The organism is Massilia sp. CT11-137 (genome assembly GCF_047302885.1).
GTDB lineage: Bacteria > Pseudomonadota > Gammaproteobacteria > Burkholderiales > Burkholderiaceae_D > Telluria > Telluria orientalis.
The window spans coordinates 1,621,755-1,641,013 of the sequence record NZ_JBKYMP010000001.1; the positions used below are offsets into that span (position 1 = coordinate 1,621,755).

General features: G+C 62.0%; 15 protein-coding genes and 3 tRNA genes. 4 read left to right on the top strand and 14 right to left on the bottom strand.

Annotated features, from left to right (window positions below; genetic code table 11):
• Positions 1-2: 2 nt before the first annotated feature.
• From ACEN98_RS07150 to ACEN98_RS07160, 3 genes are all read right to left on the bottom strand, one after another.
• The gene (locus ACEN98_RS07150) at positions 3-533 is read right to left on the bottom strand and encodes a YfiR family protein (RefSeq protein ID WP_413383000.1); all 531 of its coding nucleotides are present in this window, start codon (positions 531-533) and stop codon (positions 3-5) included.
• Positions 534-535: 2 nt separating this feature from the next.
• Positions 536-2,560: a TonB-dependent receptor plug domain-containing protein gene (locus tag ACEN98_RS07155; protein ID WP_413383002.1), complete on the bottom strand. Its 2,025-nt coding sequence runs from the start codon at positions 2,558-2,560 to the stop codon at positions 536-538.
• Between the two features lie 194 nt (positions 2,561-2,754).
• Positions 2,755-2,830 (bottom strand) — tRNA-Lys (locus tag ACEN98_RS07160).
• A 162-nt stretch (positions 2,831-2,992) separates the two neighbouring features.
• On the opposite strand from ACEN98_RS07160, the gene ACEN98_RS07165 reads away from it, so the two are divergent.
• Both ACEN98_RS07165 and ACEN98_RS07170 read left to right on the top strand, forming a co-directional pair.
• On the top strand, positions 2,993-3,976 hold the full coding sequence (locus ACEN98_RS07165) for a diguanylate cyclase (RefSeq protein ID WP_413383004.1): 984 nt from the start codon (positions 2,993-2,995) through the stop codon (positions 3,974-3,976).
• A 248-nt stretch (positions 3,977-4,224) separates the two neighbouring features.
• Entirely contained in the window at positions 4,225-4,662 is a 438-nt protein-coding gene (locus tag ACEN98_RS07170) for a hypothetical protein (protein ID WP_413383006.1), read from the top strand.
• 12 nt (positions 4,663-4,674) lie between these two features.
• Here the strand turns inward: ACEN98_RS07170 and ACEN98_RS07175 are convergent, their stop codons facing one another.
• Positions 4,675-5,154 carry a MarR family winged helix-turn-helix transcriptional regulator gene (locus tag ACEN98_RS07175; RefSeq protein ID WP_413383008.1) on the bottom strand — a complete coding sequence of 160 codons (480 nt, stop codon included), beginning with the start codon at positions 5,152-5,154 and terminating at the stop codon, positions 4,675-4,677.
• Positions 5,155-5,224: 70 nt separating this feature from the next.
• Between ACEN98_RS07175 and ACEN98_RS07180 the strand changes: the two genes are divergently transcribed.
• Positions 5,225-6,721 carry an FAD-dependent oxidoreductase gene (locus ACEN98_RS07180; protein WP_413383010.1) on the top strand — a complete coding sequence of 499 codons (1,497 nt, stop codon included), beginning with the start codon at positions 5,225-5,227 and terminating at the stop codon, positions 6,719-6,721.
• Here ACEN98_RS07180 and ACEN98_RS07185 read toward each other — a convergent pair.
• The 7 genes from ACEN98_RS07185 to tssI all read right to left on the bottom strand — a co-directional run bounded on the left by ACEN98_RS07185 (position 6,694) and on the right by tssI (position 15,952).
• Positions 6,694-8,079, bottom strand: coding sequence for a hypothetical protein (locus ACEN98_RS07185; RefSeq protein ID WP_413383012.1), 1,386 nt, complete (start codon positions 8,077-8,079; stop codon positions 6,694-6,696). The genes ACEN98_RS07180 and ACEN98_RS07185 overlap by 28 nt on opposite strands.
• The gene (locus ACEN98_RS07190) at positions 8,076-8,648 is read right to left on the bottom strand and encodes a TetR/AcrR family transcriptional regulator (protein ID WP_056130846.1); all 573 of its coding nucleotides are present in this window, start codon (positions 8,646-8,648) and stop codon (positions 8,076-8,078) included. The genes ACEN98_RS07185 and ACEN98_RS07190 overlap by 4 nt, the downstream gene beginning before the upstream one ends.
• A 46-nt stretch (positions 8,649-8,694) precedes the next feature.
• Complete coding sequence (locus ACEN98_RS07195; protein WP_413383014.1) at positions 8,695-9,276, bottom strand: energy transducer TonB; 582 nt, start codon at positions 9,274-9,276, stop codon at positions 8,695-8,697.
• Between the two features lie 250 nt (positions 9,277-9,526).
• Positions 9,527-9,602: transfer RNA gene (locus ACEN98_RS07200), tRNA-Lys, on the bottom strand.
• 657 nt (positions 9,603-10,259) lie between these two features.
• Positions 10,260-10,514: a PAAR domain-containing protein gene (locus ACEN98_RS07205; RefSeq protein WP_413383016.1), complete on the bottom strand. Its 255-nt coding sequence runs from the start codon at positions 10,512-10,514 to the stop codon at positions 10,260-10,262.
• A 141-nt stretch (positions 10,515-10,655) separates the two neighbouring features.
• Positions 10,656-11,285, bottom strand: coding sequence for a hypothetical protein (locus tag ACEN98_RS07210; protein ID WP_413383018.1), 630 nt, complete (start codon positions 11,283-11,285; stop codon positions 10,656-10,658).
• 110 nt (positions 11,286-11,395) lie between these two features.
• A complete protein-coding gene (gene tssI / locus ACEN98_RS07215) occupies positions 11,396-15,952 on the bottom strand; it encodes a type VI secretion system tip protein TssI/VgrG (protein ID WP_413383020.1) in 4,557 nt (1,518 codons plus the stop codon).
• A gap of 167 nt (positions 15,953-16,119) precedes the next feature.
• On the opposite strand from tssI, the gene ACEN98_RS07220 reads away from it, so the two are divergent.
• The gene (locus ACEN98_RS07220) at positions 16,120-16,443 is read left to right on the top strand and encodes a tyrosine-type recombinase/integrase (protein WP_413383022.1); all 324 of its coding nucleotides are present in this window, start codon (positions 16,120-16,122) and stop codon (positions 16,441-16,443) included.
• 79 nt (positions 16,444-16,522) lie between these two features.
• Here ACEN98_RS07220 and ACEN98_RS07225 read toward each other — a convergent pair.
• From ACEN98_RS07225 to ACEN98_RS07235, 3 genes are all read right to left on the bottom strand, one after another.
• A tRNA-Lys gene (locus ACEN98_RS07225) sits at positions 16,523-16,598 on the bottom strand.
• 55 nt (positions 16,599-16,653) lie between these two features.
• Positions 16,654-18,426 (bottom strand): GspE/PulE family protein, encoded by a 1,773-nt coding sequence (locus ACEN98_RS07230; RefSeq protein WP_413383024.1) that lies wholly within the window; start codon positions 18,424-18,426, stop codon positions 16,654-16,656.
• Position 18,427: 1 nt separating this feature from the next.
• Positions 18,428-19,216: a spermidine synthase gene (locus tag ACEN98_RS07235; protein WP_413383026.1), complete on the bottom strand. Its 789-nt coding sequence runs from the start codon at positions 19,214-19,216 to the stop codon at positions 18,428-18,430.
• Positions 19,217-19,259: the final 43 nt, after the last annotated feature.

Genomic DNA, 19,259 nt, shown 5'->3' on the forward strand with positions numbered 1-19,259 from the left:
GTCTAATAAATGGCGCGCGCCAGCCGCAGCACCTTGGAGCTGAGCACGACGCCGGCACCGCGCGCCGCGGCGCCATTGAATTCGAAGGCGATGCGCCGGTCGTCCAGCACCAGTTCGAGCATCACGCCCTTGCGCGCGGCGCCGCGCGTATCGGCGATCGTCAGCACGCCGGCCGCGCGGGCGCTGTCCGCGAGCGCCGTCATGTCGTCGGACTCCGACGCGCTGATGTACAGGATGTGGCATTGCATCAGCGCCTCCGGACCCGAGTGCGGATACACGATGGACAGGCGCGCATTCCCGAGCGGCTTGCCTTCGAGCGTGGCGAGCGCGCTGCCGAACGGATCGCGCCCCAGCACGCACAGGCGCACGACGCCGTTCATGTTCGGCAGGGTGCTGAACTGCGCGATGTTGTAGATGAACGCCGCCTTCGCCGCGTATTCGTCGGCCGCCTGGGGTTGGGCTTGAGCCTGCGCGGCCGCCTGCAGCAGCAGGCAGGCCAGGAGCAGGAGGCGCGCGAGGCTGGGCCGCATCATCGTCAGAACCTGACAGTGGCCATGAAACGCAGCGTGCGCCCGTCCTGTCCGATCGCGTCGAGGTGGCGCGGCGGCGTGCCGTTGTCGTAGTGTTCCTCGCTGGCGGAATCGGCATGGCGTTTGGCGAAGACGTTGAGCACGCCCGCGGACAGCTCCACGTGCGAGCCCAGGGTGCCGACGAGATTCAGGTCGACGAGGCCGAAGCCGCCCACCTCGCCGCCGCGCACCGTGCGGCGCCGGCTCGTGTAGCGGTACTCGGCGTGCGCGCGCAAGTGGTCGCCGAGCGGCGGCAGCGCGACATTCAGCTTGAACAGCCGGCGCGGCGAATTGGGCAGCCATGCGCCACCGGCGTCGTTGCGCGCCGACTGCACGTTCGCGCTGCCCTTGAGGGCGCTGCCGTCCTCGCGCAGCCATTCCGCTTCCACTTCGACGCCCGTGGCGCGGGCGGCCTCGATGTTCGAAAAGACCAGCATGCCGTTGACCGGATCGGTGGCCAGCGCCAGCATGTCGCGCATGCGGTACTGGAAGACGGAGGCGGTGGCGCGGAAGCGGTCGGTCGGAAAATATTCCGCGATCAGTTCATAGGTCTTGATGCGCTCCGAGCGCAGCGCCGGATTCGCCCGGAAGTCGAACGTGTAATAGCGCTCGTAGGCGTTGGCGGAGCGGAAGGCCGTGCCGTACAAGGCCTTGAGCGTGACCTGGCTCGCCGTCTTGTAGAGCAGGGCCACGCGCGGATTCGTCGTGGCGCCGCCTTCGGAATCGTAGTCGTGGCGCACGCCCGTGTTCAGGATGAGCTTCTCGCCGAGCCGCATCTCGTCCTGCAGGTAGACCGCGGTCTGCCGCTTGGGATGGGCGACGTCGAGATTGAGCTGGTACGGATCGACGTCGTAGTTCGCCATCTGCCGCTTGCTGTCGCGCGTGTATTCCGCGCCGGCGATGAGCTTGTGGCCGCGTAGCGCGCTGCTGATCACGCGCACCTCCGCGCCGCTGCTGAGGCTCTCGGCCGTATCGATGCCGGGCGTCGGGCCCTCGCTTGCGGACCCGGTCACGTTGAGGGTCTGGTAGCGGTAGCGGGCGACGCTCACGCCGGCGAACAGGTCGAGCGTCTCCGAGACGGCGCGGTGCCAGGACAGGGCGGCGCCCGCGTATTCGTCCAGCGACCAGCTGCGCGGATCGTTGAACTGCTGGCCGTAGGACGCCGTCGGAATGCCTTTTGTGCGGCTGCCGAAATAGGCCTCGGCCACGACGCCGCCCGCGCTCAGTTTCGCGAACAGCCGGCGATAGCGGTCGTAGTCGATCCCGGTGGCGACGCCGTGGTTGCTGGCCGCGTCGTCGTATTCGGGAAAGTACACGTCGCGCCCCGGACTGTCGTACACCGACGCGCCCAGCAGCAGCTCGGTGCCGCCCGGCGTCCCGCCGCCGTACGTGTTGCGCACTTCACGGCCGCGGCCCGTGAACCGGCCCACGCTGACGGTCTGCCCCTTGAGGGCCCCGCCGCTTTTCGTGAGCACGTTCACCACGCCGAAGAACGCGCTGCTGCCGTAGATGGCGGAACCGGGACCCGGCACGAATTCGACGCGGTCGATGAGGGCCAGGTCGATCGGGAACTCGGTGCCGATGGCACCCTGGTCGTAGACGACGTCGTTCAGGCGCCGGCCGTCGATCAGGACCAGCAGCCGTGTGTTCAGGTCGCCCGGATTGCCCAGGCCGCGGATGTTCGCGTAGTTGTAGTTGCGGTCGTAGGACACCGTCATGCCGGGCACGCTCTGCAGGATCTCCGCGAGCGTGCGGTAGCCGCGCTGGCGGATGTCCTCGGCCGTGATCACGGTGACGGACGACGGTGCCTCGCTGATCTTCTGCGGAATCTTCGACGCCGTGACGACCTCGAGGTTGAGCAATTGTTCGAGGGGCAGGGCGTTCAGATCGGGACCTTGCTGCGCCAGTGCGCCGGCCTGGAAGCCAGCCGCCAGGAGGCCGATCGCACGCGACAGATGACGGGACGGAGACGTTTCCTTGTTCGGCAACATGGCAGGTCCTTGGGGGAATGCTTGGCAGAGCGCCCGAGCGGCCCAGTGTAAGGACATGCAATACCGAATTGTTGACTAGAACCAATTAATTGGCCGGTGCAACTAATTCCGAGGGGAGGGATAGGAAGAATCTGACAGAGAAGCGGAAAAGCAAAAAGCCCATGAACCGAAGTTCATGGGCTTTCTGGTGTTCGTGGTAGGCCGTGCTGGGCTCGAACCAGCGACCAACGGATTAAAAGTCCGCTGCTCTACCAACTGAGCTAACGACCCGACGGGCAGCATTATAGCGGCTCATCGGCACACGGCCAAGTGCTTTCGTGAAAATTGGCAACAATTGTTGAAGTGGCCAGGCAAATATCGGTCGTGCGACGGCCTCTCGAAATGCCGCACAGGCATTGATTTCCGGTATGATCAGTTGATTTTCAGATATTAATGCGTGCCGTGATCCCGACCGACTCCGATACCGCCACCGACCTTTCCCTGCGCGCCCTGAATCTCGTCAACAGCGGGATCATCGTGCTGGACGCCCACCACAAGATCGTGCTCTGGAACGGTTGGATGGTGCCGCGTTCCGCCCGCGCCGCCGCGCGCGTGCGCGAGCGCTCGCTGTTCGAGGTGTTCCCCGAACTGCGCGGTTCGCGCGTCGAAGCGGCCGTGCTGGCCGCATTGGCACCCTCGGCCGATGGCGCGAGCACGACCATCCCGCAGGCGGAAAGCCGGGCTCCATTCCCGCTGCGCGAGGCGGGCAGCTTCGACGGCCCGCGCATCGACCAGGCCGTGACGGTGACGCCGTTCCGCGATGGCGAGCAGCGCTATTGCATGATCGAGATCCGCGACGTCAGCGGCGCCGTGGAACGCGAAAAGCGTCTCCTCGACCACGCGGAATCGCTGCGCGCGCGATCGTACGTCGACGGCCTGACCGGCATCGCCAACCGCCGCTACTTCGACGTTGCGCTGGACCGCGAACTGCGCCGCGCGCAACGCGTGAAGGGCGAGCTGTCGCTGCTGCTGATCGACATCGATTCCTTCAAGGCCTACAACGACCATTTCGGCCACCAGCAGGGCGACGCCTGCCTGTCCACCGTGGCCCAAGCCCTCGCTGCCAAACTCAAGCGCCCGGCCGACGTGGCGGCACGCTATGGTGGCGAGGAATTCGCGGCGATCCTGCCGGACACGTCGCTCGAGCAGGCCAGGCTGCACGCCAACGCGATTCGCGAACACGTCGCCGGACTGGCGCTGCCGCACGCACCCGCGGCCCACTGGCCGATGGTCACGCTGAGCATCGGTGTCGCAAGCTTTGACCGTGAACGCCTGCATGAGGTTCCCGCACTGATCGAGGCCGCGGACAAGGCCTTGTATGCGGCAAAGCGTGGTGGCCGCAACCGTGTCGTGGTAGACGGCGACGTATCCGGCTGACGGGTCATTCAGCACGTCGCCATGACGTGCATATCGGATCACGCAGCCACGCATAGCGATACGGGATCCCGCCCGTCGTCGGCGCACGCGTGTCATTTCTCGTCGATCTGATTTAGCGTAAATACAGACTGTTTCGTGATGCGGCCCTTGCCGCCCTTGTGGCTGCCAACCGGCGCCCTAGACTGAATTGCCGCCGCCGGCAAAGACCCGTACCGCGGCATTGTCCATCACGATCCGAAGGAGACATCATGCGTCCGCTTCCCTTGGCACTTTCCGCATCCCTGCTGTTGTTCGCGCCCGGTGCCGGCGCGCAGTCGGGGAATTATCCGATCAATGACGACGCGCCGATCTCGCGCGTCGAGGTGACCGCGCAGCCGCGCCCGGCATTCCGCATCTGGGACTACCAGGTCGAGGAGGTCAGCGGCGCGTACGCGTTGTCGAACGGCTGGCGCCTGAACGTGAAGCCGGCGCGCGACGGCATCGTCGCCCAGATCGACAAACAGCGTCCGATGCGCCTCATCGCGCAATCGCCCGACCGCTTCGTTTCGCGCGACGGCAACGTGATCATGGAATTCAACAAGGGCGACACCCGCGAAGACATGATGATGAGCTATGTGCCGAGCGACGTTACCGATCCGCGCCTCGCGCAGATAATCGTGGTGACGGCGAAGATGGCGCAGCGCTGAGGCGCCGGCCGCTCAGCCCGCGTCGCCGGGCGGGGCCGGCGGCTGGTCGATCGCATCGGCCAGCCTGCGCATCAGCCGCACCAGGTTGTCGAAATCCTCCTGGTCCCACGACGCGAAGACGGCGCGGGCCATCTTGTCGCGCGCGGCGTCGAGCGCGTCCGTCATGGCCTTGCCCTTGGGGGTGATCGAGGCCAGGCGGACCCGCGCATCCGCGTCGGAAGCGCGCCGTTCCACGAGGCCCAGGCTGTCCAGCTTGGCCACCTGGCGGCTGACGGTGGTGTAGTCGCGTCCCGACCGTTCGGCCAGCTCGACGACGCCGATCGGCCCCAGCCGTTCGATCCCGACCAGCAGCGGAAACAGTGCGCGGTCCAGCCGGACGCCGGCCTGGCGGATGAGTTCCTCGTCGCGTTGCGGCCGGTTCATCGCGCTGACGATGCTGATCAGCGACGTGTGCAATTCACGCAGCCGCGCCGATATATGTGTATCTTGCACATTATTTTTCGTTGCCATATACTCCTCTCCAGTTATGTGCATTTTACACATAAGACACTGGGAGAGCGACATGGACTTCGATACCGATGTACTGATTTGCGGCGCGGGTGCCGCCGGCCTGACCCTGGCCCTTGACCTGGCGCGGCGGAGCGTCCCGTTCCGGCTGGTCGAGCGGCAGGACACGCCATTCCACGGCTCGCGCGGCAAGGGCATCCAGCCGCGCACGCTGGAAGTCTTCGAGGACCTCGGCATCGTCGACCGGGCGGTGGCGCTGGGTGGGCCGTATCCGCCCCAGCGCATCCACGCCGCGGACGGCAGCCATGCCGATGTCCCGATCGCCGCGGAGCAGGCGGCGACGCCGGCGGAGCCCTACGCCACGCCGCTGATGCTGCCGCAATCCCTGACCGAGCAGGTGATGCGCGAACGCCTGCTCGAGCTGGGGCGGCGGGTCGAATGTGGGCTTGCGCTCACGGGCCTGGAGCAGGACGCGGATGGCGTCACGGTCACGCTCGCGGGCCGCGGCGGCGAGTCGCGCCTGCGCGCGCGCTACGTCGTCGGCACGGACGGCGGGCGCAGCACGGTACGCCATCTGCTCGGCATCGGCTTCCCCGGCAAGACGCTGGGCGTGCGGGCGCTGGTGGCGGACGTCGCCTTGACGGGACTTGCGCGCGACGCCTGGCATCGCTTCAACGGGGACGACATGGCGCGCCGGCTCGAGGTGTGTCCGCTCGCGGGAACGGACCTGTTCCAGATCCAGGCGCCGGTTCCGCCGGAGGGCGACGTCGACCTGTCGGCGCAGGCTCTCGATGCGTTGGTCAGGGACCGGACCGGCCGCGACGACGTACACGTGGGCAGCGTGTCCTGGGCCTCGACGTACACGATGAACGCGCGCCTGGCCGACCGCTATCGCGCGGGACGCGTCTTCCTTGCCGGCGACGCCGCCCACACGCATCCGCCCACGGGCGGGCAGGGATTGAACACCAGCGTGCAGGATGCGCACAACCTCGGCTGGAAGCTGGCAGCCGTGCTCGCAGGCGCGCCGGACGATCTGCTGGATACGTACGAGGCGGAGCGCCGCCCCGTCGCCGCCGCGATGCTGCAGCTGTCCACGGCGCTGCTGGACGCCGCGCGCCGCGGCGGAGAAATGCGCCGCGGGCGCGAAACGCGGCAGCTCGACCTGGCGTACCCCGATTCGCCCCTGGCGTTCGCGCAGCCGGCCCGTGCACACGGTGTGCGGGCCGGCGCGCGGGCGCCGGACGCCGTCGTGCTGGGTGCGGGCGGGCAATCCACCCGGCTCTTCACGTTGTTCGCGGGGCCGCACTGGACCATGCTCGGCCGGGACGTGCCGCCCGGCGTGGCGGAGGCGTTGCGGCGCGCGGGCCTGCGCGTGCACCTGTTCGGTGCGCGCGGCGACGTGGTGGACGTGCATGACCAGGTCGAGGCGGCCTATGGACTGCAGCCCGGCGAACTCGTGCTGGTGCGTCCGGACGGCTACGTCGGCGCCACCGCCGGCTCCGCCCACGTCGACGCGCTCGATATCTACATGCGGCGTGCCGGCCTGTCCTGAACACGCCGCCAGCGCCAGGCCAGCAGCGCCAGCAACACCAGCCACGCCGCCACGGTGATCTGGGCGAACACGTCGCCGATGCGGCTGTAGACCGTGCCGCCGCGCCCCGTCGGCAGGTCGCCCACGAGCATGCCCGGGGCGTGCACGGTGCGGCGTTCGGCGACGATGCGGCCGTGCGCATCGCTCAGCGTCATCAGGCCTTGCGAGGCCGAGCGCGCGACGGCGAATCCGTTTTCGACGCCGCGCACGACGGCCATGCGGCCGTGCAGGTAGGCGTCGCGGTCGAAGTCCCACGCGGGCACCAGCATCAGGCCGACGTCGCGCCGGCCGTACAGGCGCAGGTCCTGGGCGAAATCCATGTCCTTGCAGATCGCGATGCCGGCATGCACGTCGCCGAGCCGCGTCACCAGTTCGCCGGTGCCCCGCACGTAGTCCGCTTCGTAGCCTGGCACCATGCGCTTCTTCAGGTAGGTGTCGACGGGCGCGCCGGGCCGGTACAGTGCGGCGATGTTCAGCCGGCCGCCCTGCGGCGCGGGCCCGTCGAGACCGGCGACGACGCTGCTTCCCGCCGGCGGCGCGAGGACCGTGCCGGCCGCGAGGATTTTTTCCGGCACGACGATGGCCGCCGGCGCGTGCGCGGCCGCCGCGGCGATCTGGCGCGCGAACGCGGCCGCGACTTCCGGTGCGGCCTCGGGGCGATTCAACACGCGGCCGGCGTAACGGTCGTCGCTCAGCAGCGCGATGCGCACGGCCGGCCCGGCCGGCTGCGCCAGCTGCCACACGCCGTAGGCCAGCGCCGCAAGCGCGGGCACCGACCATGCGAGGGTCCCGGACAGGTCGCGCGGCTTCACGTACAGGACGGCGAGCCCGGCGGGAATGACGGCCGCAAGGAAGGAGAGGCCGGCCACGCCGGCCAGCGATGCCGTCTGCAGCAGCGGCACGACGTCGACCAGCGTGTAGCCGAGGGCGAAGAAGCTGCCGTTCGGCGACACGAGGCTGTGCAGGTAATCGATGGCGGCGAGCATCGCGGCGAATCCGAGCGGGGCCACGCCGGCCGGAAAGCGCCGATACAGGGCGCGCATGAACAGGGCCGCGAGCATGAACACGAGCGCCTGGGCGACCGCGAGGCCATACACCATCGGCAGGAGCTGGCCATAGAACCACATGGGACCCGCCTCGGCCATCCATGCCGGCACGAACAGCAGGAGGGCGACGTCCCGTGGGCGCGGCGCGCGCAGGGCCATCACCAGCAGCGGCACGAACGCCGCGAGCGCCAGCCAGCCGAACTGTCCCGTGTCGCGGCTGATTGCCAGCACGGCGCCGCACAGCAGCGCGGTAAGGATGTGCCATCGTGTCATTCCTGTTCTCCCTTCAGGTAGATGCGCGCCGCCGAGCGCAGGCACAGCGCCGTGAATTCGGTCCGCGACAGGTTGAACCGTCCGGAGCGGTGCAGGTCCACGAGTCCCTGCAGCACGCCCCACACGCCCATCGCCAGTTCCAGCGGCGGCCCGGCACGCACGAGTCCCGCCGCCTGGCCCTCCGCGAGGCGCTGCGCGAAGCCGCCGATGACCGGAGAGCGCCCCGCTTCGAAGTCTTCCGGGTAGATGCGTTCGGCGCGTGTCTTGAGCACGAAGGCGGCGTCGAACAGCGCCGGTTCGTCCAGCGCGAAATCGACGAAGGCCGTCGCGAGGGCGTCGAATCCGGCCAGCAGCGGCAGGCCGGCGAACATCTGGACACGGCGTTGCCACATCTCGAGCGCATGGGCGCCCACGGCCTGCAACAGGGCGGCCTTGTCCGCGAAGTGGCGGTACACGGCCATCGGCGTGATGCCGGCTTTCTGGCCGACGGCGCGCAGGCTCAGGCCGTCCAGTCCCTTTGCTTCGAGTTCGCTGATGGCGATTGCGAGAATGCGTTCTTTCGTGGTCATGTATACACTGTATACATTTTTTTATCGCAACGCAAGGGATAGGACGTCACCGGTTTACCCACGAAAACCGGAAGGGTTCCCACGACGGGACCGGGACCTTGTCGATCGTGGCCGCCACGAAATGGCATTTGCGCGCAGTGGCCAGCGCGGTCCGGTCGAGGATGGGTTCGCCGCTCGAGCGGGCGACGCGCGCATCCGTCACCCAGCCATCGACGTTGATCAGCACCGCCAGGATGACATCGCCGGCGACCCGGCGCTCTTCGGCGAACCGCGGCAGCCGCGGGCGTTCGCAGTTATCGGGATTCACGACGGCCCGCACCTTGACGGGAATGTGTCCGCCGCCGCCGCCGCCGGCTCCGTCGCCCTGGTCGCCCGCCCCGGCGGTGCCCGTGCCGTCAGGCTTGCCGCCGGCCAGTTCCACCGGCAAGGGAATAGCGACGATGGTGGCCGCCACTTCCGTGCGCGGCACGACCTCGATGTCGCGGGGCGGCGGCGCGGCGGTTTCCCGTGCCGGCGGCCGGGGCTTGTTCTTGCGCCGCGGCGGCAGCGGGGGAGATGGAGGCGGCTCGACGACCTGCGGCGCGACGTTGGACAGCAGCATGACGGTGTACGGCGTCTGCGGAAGCACGATGCGATCGGCGGTCACGAAAACGAACAGGACCAGCGCGTGGAGGGCGGCGACGAAGGCAATCCGGGGCAGCGCGCGCCTCGCGCGGTCGAATGCGATGGACGTTGGCACGAAATCCCCCTCTGCGACGGCGGCTATCTATGTTATGGCAACAATGTCATGTTGCCAATGCGCTGGGCATGGAGTGGATCTGAAAAACCCTGGAAAACAAAAAGCCCACGGACCAGGCCGTGGGCTTTCTGAGTATTCGTGGTAGGCCGTGCTGGGCTCGAACCAGCGACCAACGGATTAAAAGTCCGCTGCTCTACCAACTGAGCTAACGACCCGAAGAGGCCGCATTATAGCGGCTCGGCCGCCGTCCGGCTAGCGTCCGCGCCGGTCCGGCCGTACGGGCGGCGTCGCGGCGGTGATCGCGAAGCTGCCCAGGACGAAGGCGGCGGCAAACGCGGCGGCAAGCAGGGTCGACAAGGTACGCATGATGACTCCCGGCGAATGGCGGATGCGATGTTACCAAGTATAAGTAGCAGGGGATGCTGATTGGTTGCTGAAGGACAACAGGATATTCTGAAAGGCAAAACAAAAACGCTAAGCTCGTGAAAGCTGGCGTTTTCGCTGAATCTTGGTAGGCCGTGCTGGGCTCGAACCAGCGACCAACGGATTAAAAGTCACTGGGTCGGCACGGATAACCTTTATTAATCAATGACTTGCAACGCTTGTTAGATGCGATAACCAGTCAGCCAAAGGGGAGGGATGGTAACTTATCAGGAGGGACGTCACAAGTACGTCACATAGTGAGGCATGCACCTTACGGCTGGACAGCAGGCGCTGTACAACGTGAATAATTGAGGACATTCCTCTAATCGGCCAGGCTCGACGCCTATCGAGCTCGGGCGGCGAACTCATGTGAATACCGCCTGTGCGGCCCATACTCTTGGGCGACAGCCGCAGACGTTGCAAGCACGGACATCTGCTCAGCGGTCAAATCACAATGACGCTATCAATTTTGCGCCGCATTCGGTCACGTCTCCGTCATAGGCATAGGACTTGCCTTCATGTCGCGCACCTGCTCCATCAGGTTTGATTGCAAAGTTACCTTTACACTTTGGGCACTGTGTCATGTCAGACTGAAGTGCTGCGATCACACCCATCACAGTTGTGTCCGAGGATGCGCTGATGACCTGGCCACCGTGATCGGTTTTGTCGTTGAGGCGAATGACGCCACGTCCTTGATGTTTCATTTGTGAATTCTATTCGTTTATCGCTGCAGCTCGAAATTTAAACGCGAATGGCTTGCGGATGCAATCCCTATCTTTATTTGATTATATAAATCAAAAGATTTTGACCAATACCAGTGCATGATCTTGAATTCAGGCGTGAGACTAATAAGATGTGGTATAAATCTTTATCTGTTCAATTGTTGCTGATTCGCTTTTTCCATTTAGGTGTAGGTCGATCATGCTGCCGGGGCCAAATATCCCGCTAGGGAACTCGCAGCTTCTTAATCCACAGCTCAGATTCCGACGAGTGTCGATGTTCGATTGAACCTCCCAGAATTTCGTTTCTTTATCAATTCCGAATCCATCTATTTCTAGATAGCCGGTGAAAGGGTGGCGTGCTAGCCAGTCGGCCTTTGGTGTGTTATCAGGCGTTCCATCAGGATATGGCGTTCTTGTTTCCGTAAGTAAACGCTCAGGAATGCTTAAATTAATAGTAATAGTGCTGACGCTAAGTTTATTTTCCCAGCTTGTAGATGCCGTGAGTCCTAAATCTTCCCATACACACCATTCGGTTCCGGTCTCGTCACAATGTGGCTTTCTCTTAAGTATATTTTTCCATGTTGTTAACGGACGACCGAATTCTAGAAGTTTCCCGTCAAAAAAGATACTTGATTCCTTTATAAGGATTTCCGGTTTTGCGTATCTTTTCACACGCCGGGCAGGTGGAGGGACTTTTATAGCACCTGTCGCCAGCGCAGCTTGACGTTGGACTTCGTTCCACCGATCTAACATCGTAGGTCCTATTTCTTTCGTGGAAGGTGATTGGCCACGAGGCTCTACGCCTTTGGATATGGTGGTGAACAAAGATAGCACAAGTATTGATCCACTAAGGATTATTTTATTCATTTTTTAATTTGATTCTTTTCGTTGAAAAGCACGGTAAAATTTTTATTTATGTAATCCCAAGATTCTTGATTTGTTTTTTTGGCGTTGTTTATAGAGTCGAGAATTTCCTTTTTATGTGCTTTTTCGAGCGCCTCCCACTCTGTAGCAGACTCTCCCCGTTTCACCTCCTGCGGATGTCTTTTTGCCCAATCTGCTACTAATTTGTCTTGCCAATTCGTATCGAATGGATGAGCCAGAAAACCTCGAGCGATCAGTGCTGGGTCGGCTGTTGCGTCTCCTTTCCACCAATGGGCAGCAACGGCTGATCCAACTTTTTTCACCGCTTCTTTCGCCAATTCGGCTGCTAGGGTGTGGAATGGATGATTGTCATGGTCTTTTGCTAGTTGAGAATGTGTTGGATTAGTCGATCCGTTTGTATTAGGGTCGCCTGCGCGGACGATTTGTTGATCGTCAACGCTATTTCCAACAAGGTGAAGCAAGGTGCTGTAGACGAAGTTATAAATATTGGAGATCAATCCAACAGTGTAAAAAGGGATTGCTTCGATGTATTTAAATGCCGGTTTTTCTGCAAGCCAATCTCTTCCTCCTAGAAAATATTCATAAGCCTTCAATACGCGTGGATCACTATGCGCACGCAGTAAGATAAGTATGATTCGATCTGCTTTCGTGCGCTCACCAGGTTCGGTTGGTTTGAACTTCCATTCAACCTTGAATAATATATCTGCGATAGTTCCTGCTGTGCTGGCAATAACGTCATCAGAATCAAACATCCCAGTAACGACGGGAAGACTATGCTTCCCAGGTGCGGATGATGTCCATGGGAGAACATGAACGTGTCCCACTTTCCTTAAGCTAAGTTCGACAAAATTACTGTGCGCGAAGTAATCTTCAAGTACATGAAGTGCTGCGCCAAAGTGTCTGTATCCCTCCGGCCCTGGGCCAGCGGTTAGCGCCTTGTTTATCTCGCTAGACATGTATGCGGCGGAAGAATCGATATACCTCTTCATTGATTTTTGCGGATCTATCGAAGTATATTCTATGGAAGCTATCGGCTGGAAATCTTTGTCGATTGCATGCGGATCAGACGCGTTAGTGGAGTTGTTGGTTGGATTGTCGATATGTTCTACAGGACGGTACACTCCTAACATGGAAGGAGTTACTTTGAAAATATTTTTTTGCTCTGGACTTTTGACAAATTCGGCTTCGGCAAAAATGTCTACTAGCTCTGTTAGCTCTTGGCGAGAAAACGCTGCGGGAAAATTTCGTGGTGCTTCAGGCATTCGGACGATAGAAGGATCGAGTAATTGTGAGTAATCGCGCAACCAGTTTCCGAAGTAAATCTGCTTGATTATATTTTTTTCTTGAAAATGTATAGAGGCTTCAAATAAGGCATGCTCGATCGACTGATGGCCGAACGACGAAGTTGGTCGTTCTTGATTGTGTTCACCCATGCCTGCGCCAAAAAATTCGATATTGCCATTCTTGCCTTCGTTACGCTGTGCATCCTCGTTTTGGGATTTTTGTATGGCTTGCTGTACCGCGTGGTAATCGACTTTAAGTTCGCCGTTAAAAGTGGGGGAGCGATAACTTGCATATGGTGTGGAGCTGCTATTGCAAAAATCAAAAAAGGCAATGTTATAGGCGAATTTCGCACCCTCATCGCCTTCTGCGTCTGGCGCAATTGCGGAAGTGCCGTCCGGATTTTTCTCAGCCAAATCGCTACGTAGTACTAAATCAATATAGTGGCCAAATTCATGTAGTAGCGCGGTCAGCAGTTCCCATGAGTCGTCGTTACCCGCTGCAGCGCGATCAGCAGCCGCCCGATGTACCAGAATTTCACGTGTTTCGTTGTCGAATGAAGCCGGATAATGGCAACTCATCATTACCTTAATGGTCGGTTGTTTGAGTGAACCATTTTTCAGTCCTTCGTATAGCTTGATATAGGTTTCTGCAGGGATGTCGTAGCCAAATATAGGCGCCAAAAACATAACGAATTCGGCGTGTGTAAAGTTTTTTGCTACCTGCTTGATCTGATTAAATGCAAACGAACTTTCGAGGTGTCGATCGGTTTCTACAACTGCATTGGCGTTGGGAGCGAGCGAGAAAGCTTGTCTTTTCTTGTTAGGCTCAACAGCGACACTTTTCGAAGGCAAGGTCTCAAGATTGCCGTGGAAAAGAACAGGCGATGAAGTGAAGAACTGCGTTTGATCGCTGATTTCGAGCATGTGATTAGCGCCCTGCAGCCTCACCCCTTTCTTGCCCCTGATCGTCACCCAGTCCGACTCGCTCAAGAGCGCAAGCACCTTGTTGGCGATGATCTCCACGTCGTCCTCTTGCGCCTGTACGGACACCTTGCCGCCGGCGGCGATCAGCTTCATCCCAGCCTTGTGCACGAACAGCCGGAAGGTCTTGCCGATGCTTGCGAACACTCCTTCAGTGCTAGCAATCGATAAACTTTTGCCACTGGTAATGGCCGTATGACGGCTGCTGGCGATGTGAGTGGACTGTGCAGAGCTCAGCTCGATACCTGCCGGACTGGCGACGACCAGATGTGGTTCGGCCAACTCTTTGAACTTTCCTGTGCCGCATCCCTGGATGCCTTGGCTCTGGGATTTAAGGTCCTTAACCGTATCCTCTTGCTGAAGTTCTTGCTTGTCCTGCGCGCCGTAGTGCTGTGCTAACCCGACCAGTTGTTCCTGTAAGTCCGCTGCGATCGATAGCCGCTTAATCGTTTCGCCCATATCCTTGATATGGGATGCGGCGTTCGGCCGTGTTTCCGTCGTTATAAGCATGCCTTGGCCAGCACGCGCCACGCCCCAGGCATTGGTCGCGATTTCCCAGCCTTCGCCACGTGCATCTTTGCGCCCGCTAGTGTCTTCGATGCGCGTAATATGTCCAAGCGACAGCTGGCTGCACTGATGATCGCTCTTCAACTGCGCCTGGATCTTGCCTGGGGTGTCGTCCAGCACCAGATGGTTGCCACGCCCACTCGCTTCGCCCGCCCGCAGTTCGCGGCTGCGCAGACCACTCAGGGGCTGTTGCTCCGGCAGCTGCCACGGCGGCATGTGCGTGTAGTTGTACAGCACACCAAGGATCAGCGGATGGTCGATATTCCCGTTCACGAAGACCACGCCCACTTCCTCGCCGACCCGCGGCAGGCGAATAAGCCCGAACTCGACACCGGCGCCCGGCGACATTACGCGCAGCCAGGGCGAGCTGTTCTCGTCGTATTTGCCGAGCCGGTCCCAGTGGAACTGGACCTTGACCCGCCCATAGCCATCGGTATGGATCTCGGCGCCGGCCGGCCCGACCACGATGGCGGTCTGGATGCCGTGATAGGTGCACGGCTGGCTGTTGTAGTGACGGCCCGGGCGCCACTGGATATCCTTGCGCACGCAGTGAAACGAGTTCTCGTAGTTCGATGGCGCGCCCGGCCCGGCCTGGTAATTGTTGCTGGCTTCGTGGTCGACGGAGAGGATCAGGTAGTCGCGATCACGGATGCTGGGCTGGGCCGGCTCGCCGCGCTTGGGAACGCGCAGCTCGGCGCTGAAGTGGTCGGCAAGCTTGAAGCACCGGCCCGGCTGGGCGGTACGATCGTTGCCGCGGGCTCCGAAGCTTTGCGTGTTCGCGTCGCGCTCGCCCATGCGCTGCTGCGCGAGCTGTTCGCCCTCGTCATGGGTGCGAAAACCGTACGATCCGGTGTATTCGTAGATTTCGTAGGGGAAGACGTCACCCTGGTTATTCAGGGACTCGGCGGTCGAGCGCTGCGCGACCGGGTTCTTGTAATCGAAGCTGGCCAGAGTCGTCTGGCCTGATCCGAGGCGACGCACGGGACTCCATTCGCGGATGCCGTCCTCTTCGAGCGAGCCCGCTTTGTCGCGGAACGGAATTTCGCCAGAATCGTCGATCCCGGTCGGATCGATGGGTTGCGCGAGCGTGCTCCTGTCGCTGAGCCAGAGCGTGTGCCCATCCGCCCGGTGCTCGTACCAGTAGTGCAGCCCGAGTTCCTCCCAGCGGCGGTGCAGGTGGTTGTAGTCGGTTTCGTCATACTGGTTCGCGCAGGTCATGCGCGGGTACTCAGCGACGATGACCGGATTCCAGTCGGCCTGGCGGTAGTGGGCAAAGGTCAGCTCGGTCAATTCGATGGCGCTCTTGCCGTGGAACGACCGGTTGTCCTTGCGCAGCTTGGCGAATGCCAGCCATGGCTCGAGGACCATGTGGTAGAACGCGAAGCCGCCGTCGGTGCGAAGGAAACGGAATTCAGTGACATAGCCGTTGAAGTAGCGCAGCGAGCCGTCTTTGCGCACGAGCGAGATCGTGACCATCCTGGCCATCATCGCCTTCAGCGGAATCTGCGCGTCGTCCGACAGGAGTTCGACCTCGAAGCGGAAGCACCGCGAGACTTCCTCGTGCGCCTTGAGCCGGTTCGGCAGGAGAATGCGATCCGGACCGTCGTTGTAGGGGAATTCCAGACGCATCAGGCGGTCGTGCTGCGCATCGTGACTGAACGCCGACAGCGCAGCTCCCGCCGCGATCGCTTGGCTTTCGCCCATGTGTTACCTCCGATGGGTTATCAGGTATCAGATTTTCCATCGGCTAAGGTAACCAACCGCTTTTCGGGAGACCTTGATTTTAAGTAATTAGGAACTGAGCTGTTGTCCCGATGGGCAGCGACATTGCAGCGAACTTTCGCCACGCATGCTGATTTTGCTCAGCTTGATTGATCTCAAGGCGAGCTGACGAGCGGGTCCTACATTTTTCCTTTGGTTGCCAGCAGGGGCAGCCGATCAGGTACGTGAACACGAAGGCCTCGCGCAATGCGCTGAAGCGGGCCAGCATAACGGACTTCCGCTGGCATGACCTACGGCACACCTGGGCCAGTTGGCGGATCCAAAACGGCACGCCGTTGTACGACGTGCAGGAGATGGGCGGCTGGAAGTCAGCCGCAATGGTGCGGCGGTACGCGCACTTGGCGCCGGCACACATGGCGCGGCACGCGGCGGTAGTAGACGGACTGCTGCGCGTCACAAGTACCGCACAGTAGGTAGAAGAGCGGACTGCCGCAGATACAAAAAAAGGCGTCACGATTACTCGTAACGCCTTGATTTGATACCGCAAATTCTTGGTAGGCCGTGCTGGGCTCGAACCAGCGACCAACGGATTAAAAGTCCGCTGCTCTACCAACTGAGCTAACGACCCGAAGAAGGCACGCATTATAGCGGGCCGTTTTGATTTACGCCAGAGCTAACGTAAATCAGTGCGCCACGGTGGACTTCAGCACTTCCTCCGCCGTCGTCACGCCTTCGGCCACCTTGTAGGCACCGGCGATGCGCAGCGGCTTCATGCCGTCGGCCACGCTTTGCTGGCGCAGCGCGGCCAGGTCAGTCTTTTCCTGCAGCAGTTGCGAGAAGGTTTCCGTCACCGTGACGAGTTCGTACAGGCCCGTGCGGCCGCGGAATCCCGTGTGGCGGCATTCCGGACAGCCGATCGGCCGGTACACGGTCGTCGGCTTCGGCAGGTTCCAGGTGCCGCCCAGGGCCTGCCAGACGTCGTCCGACAGTTCGCCGTCCGCGGCCTTGCAGTGCGGGCACAGCGTGCGCACGAGGCGCTGGGCCATGATGCCGATCAGGGTCGCTTCCAGCAGGTAGTAGGGCACGCCCAGTTCCAGCAGGCGCATGACGGCGGACGGGGCGTCGTTCGTGTGCAAGGTCGACAGCACGAGGTGGCCCGTCAGCGCGGCCTGGATCGCCATCTCGGCCGTCTCCAGGTCGCGGATCTCGCCGACCATGATGATGTCCGGGTCCTGCCGCATCAGCGCGCGCACGCCGTCGGCGAACGACAGGTCGATGCCCGGCTGCACTTGCATCTGGTTGAACGACGGCTCGACCATCTCGATCGGGTCTTCGACCGTGCACACGTTGACTTCGCTCGTGGCGAGCGCCTTCAGCGTGGTGTACAGCGTCGTCGTCTTGCCGGAGCCGGTCGGGCCCGTGACGAGGATGATGCCGTGCGCGCGCTGCGTCAGCGCATCCCAGCGTGCCGCGTCGTCGGGCGGGAAGCCCAGTTCCGGCAGCGTCTTGACGACGACTTCCGGGTCGAAGATGCGCATCACGAGTTTTTCGCCGAACGCCGTCGGCATCGTGGACAGGCGCAGCTCGACTTCCTGGCCGTCGTTCGTGCGCGTCTTGATGCGGCCGTCCTGCGGGCGGCGTTTTTCGATGACGTCCATGCGGCCCAGCAGCTTGATGCGGGCCGTCATGGCGATCATCACGACGGCCGGCACCTGGTACACCTGGTGCAGCACGCCGTCGATGCGGAAGCGGATCGCGCCGGCGTCGCGCTTCGGCTCCAGGTGGATGTCGGACGCGCGCTGCTCGAACGCGTAACTCCACAGCCAGTCGACGATGTTGACGATGTGCTGGTCGTTCGCGTCGACCTGTTTATTCGTCTTGCCCAGTTCGACCAGTTGCTCGAAGTTGTTGCGCAGCGCGAGGTCCTGGCCGCTGGACTTGTTCGCGTCGCGAATGGATTTCGCGAGGCTGAAGAATTGCGAGATGTATTGCGCGATGTCGAGCGGATTCGCGATCACGAGCTCGATGCGGCGGCGCGAGAGGCGCGCGATCTCATCCTGCCATTCGGTGCGGAACGGATCGGCCGTCGCCACGACCAGCGTGCCCGGTCCCAGTTCCACCGGCAGGATATTGAAACGCGCCGCATAGCTGGCCGACATCACGTCCGCGACCTTGGTGAAATCGATCTTGAGCGGATCGATGCGGAAGAAGGGCAGGCCGACCTTGCCGGCGCACCATTCGCTGAGCACGTCCAGCGTGAGCAGTTTATGGGGAGCCTTTGCCGACACGATCTTGCACTGCGCGACCGCCGTCAACGGGTGCATCGACCCGACCGCATTCTTGAGGAGGCTTTGCGCCTGGGCGAAGTGCGGCTTGACGGTCGATTTCTCGACGATGCCGTCGGCCAGCAACCACGAAAAAATGGTTTGCAGGTCGAGGGCTTTGGGCTTTTGCATGTTAGTTCGCGGCGGGAGCAAGCATGCCCTTGACCCAGGACTTGGCCGGCAGCTTCGTCGCCGCCACGATCTGCGCGGCACGTGCGGCGAGGCGGTCCTTGTCGAGATCCGGTTTCGTCTTGAAGCACAGCGCGACGACGTTGCCGTCGTGGACCTCCGGCAGGCAGATCACGTGGGCGAACGCGAAGCGCATCGCCTTGATGTTCTTCGCGAAGCTGGGGTGGTCGCCGAACAGGTTGACGGTCATGACGCCGCGGTCCGTCAGGCAGGCGTCGCAGGCCCGGTAGAACTCGGGCGTGTCGAGCACGGGGCCGCGCGCGGTGGCGTCGTACAGGTCGCACTGCAGGGCATCGATCGTGTCGTGGTTGGCCTCGTCGAGCACGAAGTCCATCGCGTCCATCTCGCGTACGCGCAGGCGTTCGTCTTCCGGCGGCAGTTTGAACATCGAATGACAGATCGCGATCACGGAGGGATTCAGTTCCACCGCGGTTACCTGCGCCTGCGGGAACTGGCGATATGAGAACTTGGTCAAAGCCGCTGCGCCCAGGCCAAGCTGGACGATGGCGTGCGGGTCGTCGATGAACAGCATCCAGGCCATCATCTGCTGAGCGTACTCGAGTTCAGGCCAGTCCGGCTTGCGGATGCGCATGGCACCTTGCACCCATTCGGTACCGAAATGGAGGTAGCGCACACCGTCCTGCTCGGACAGGGTGACGGGCGCAAACTTGGGCTTGCGGGCGGGACGGCGCGACGATTCGGCCTGTTCGATGGATTTGCGTTTGATGAGCATAGGATGAGCGAAGGAATCATCCTATTATCGGGGGCGGGAATCC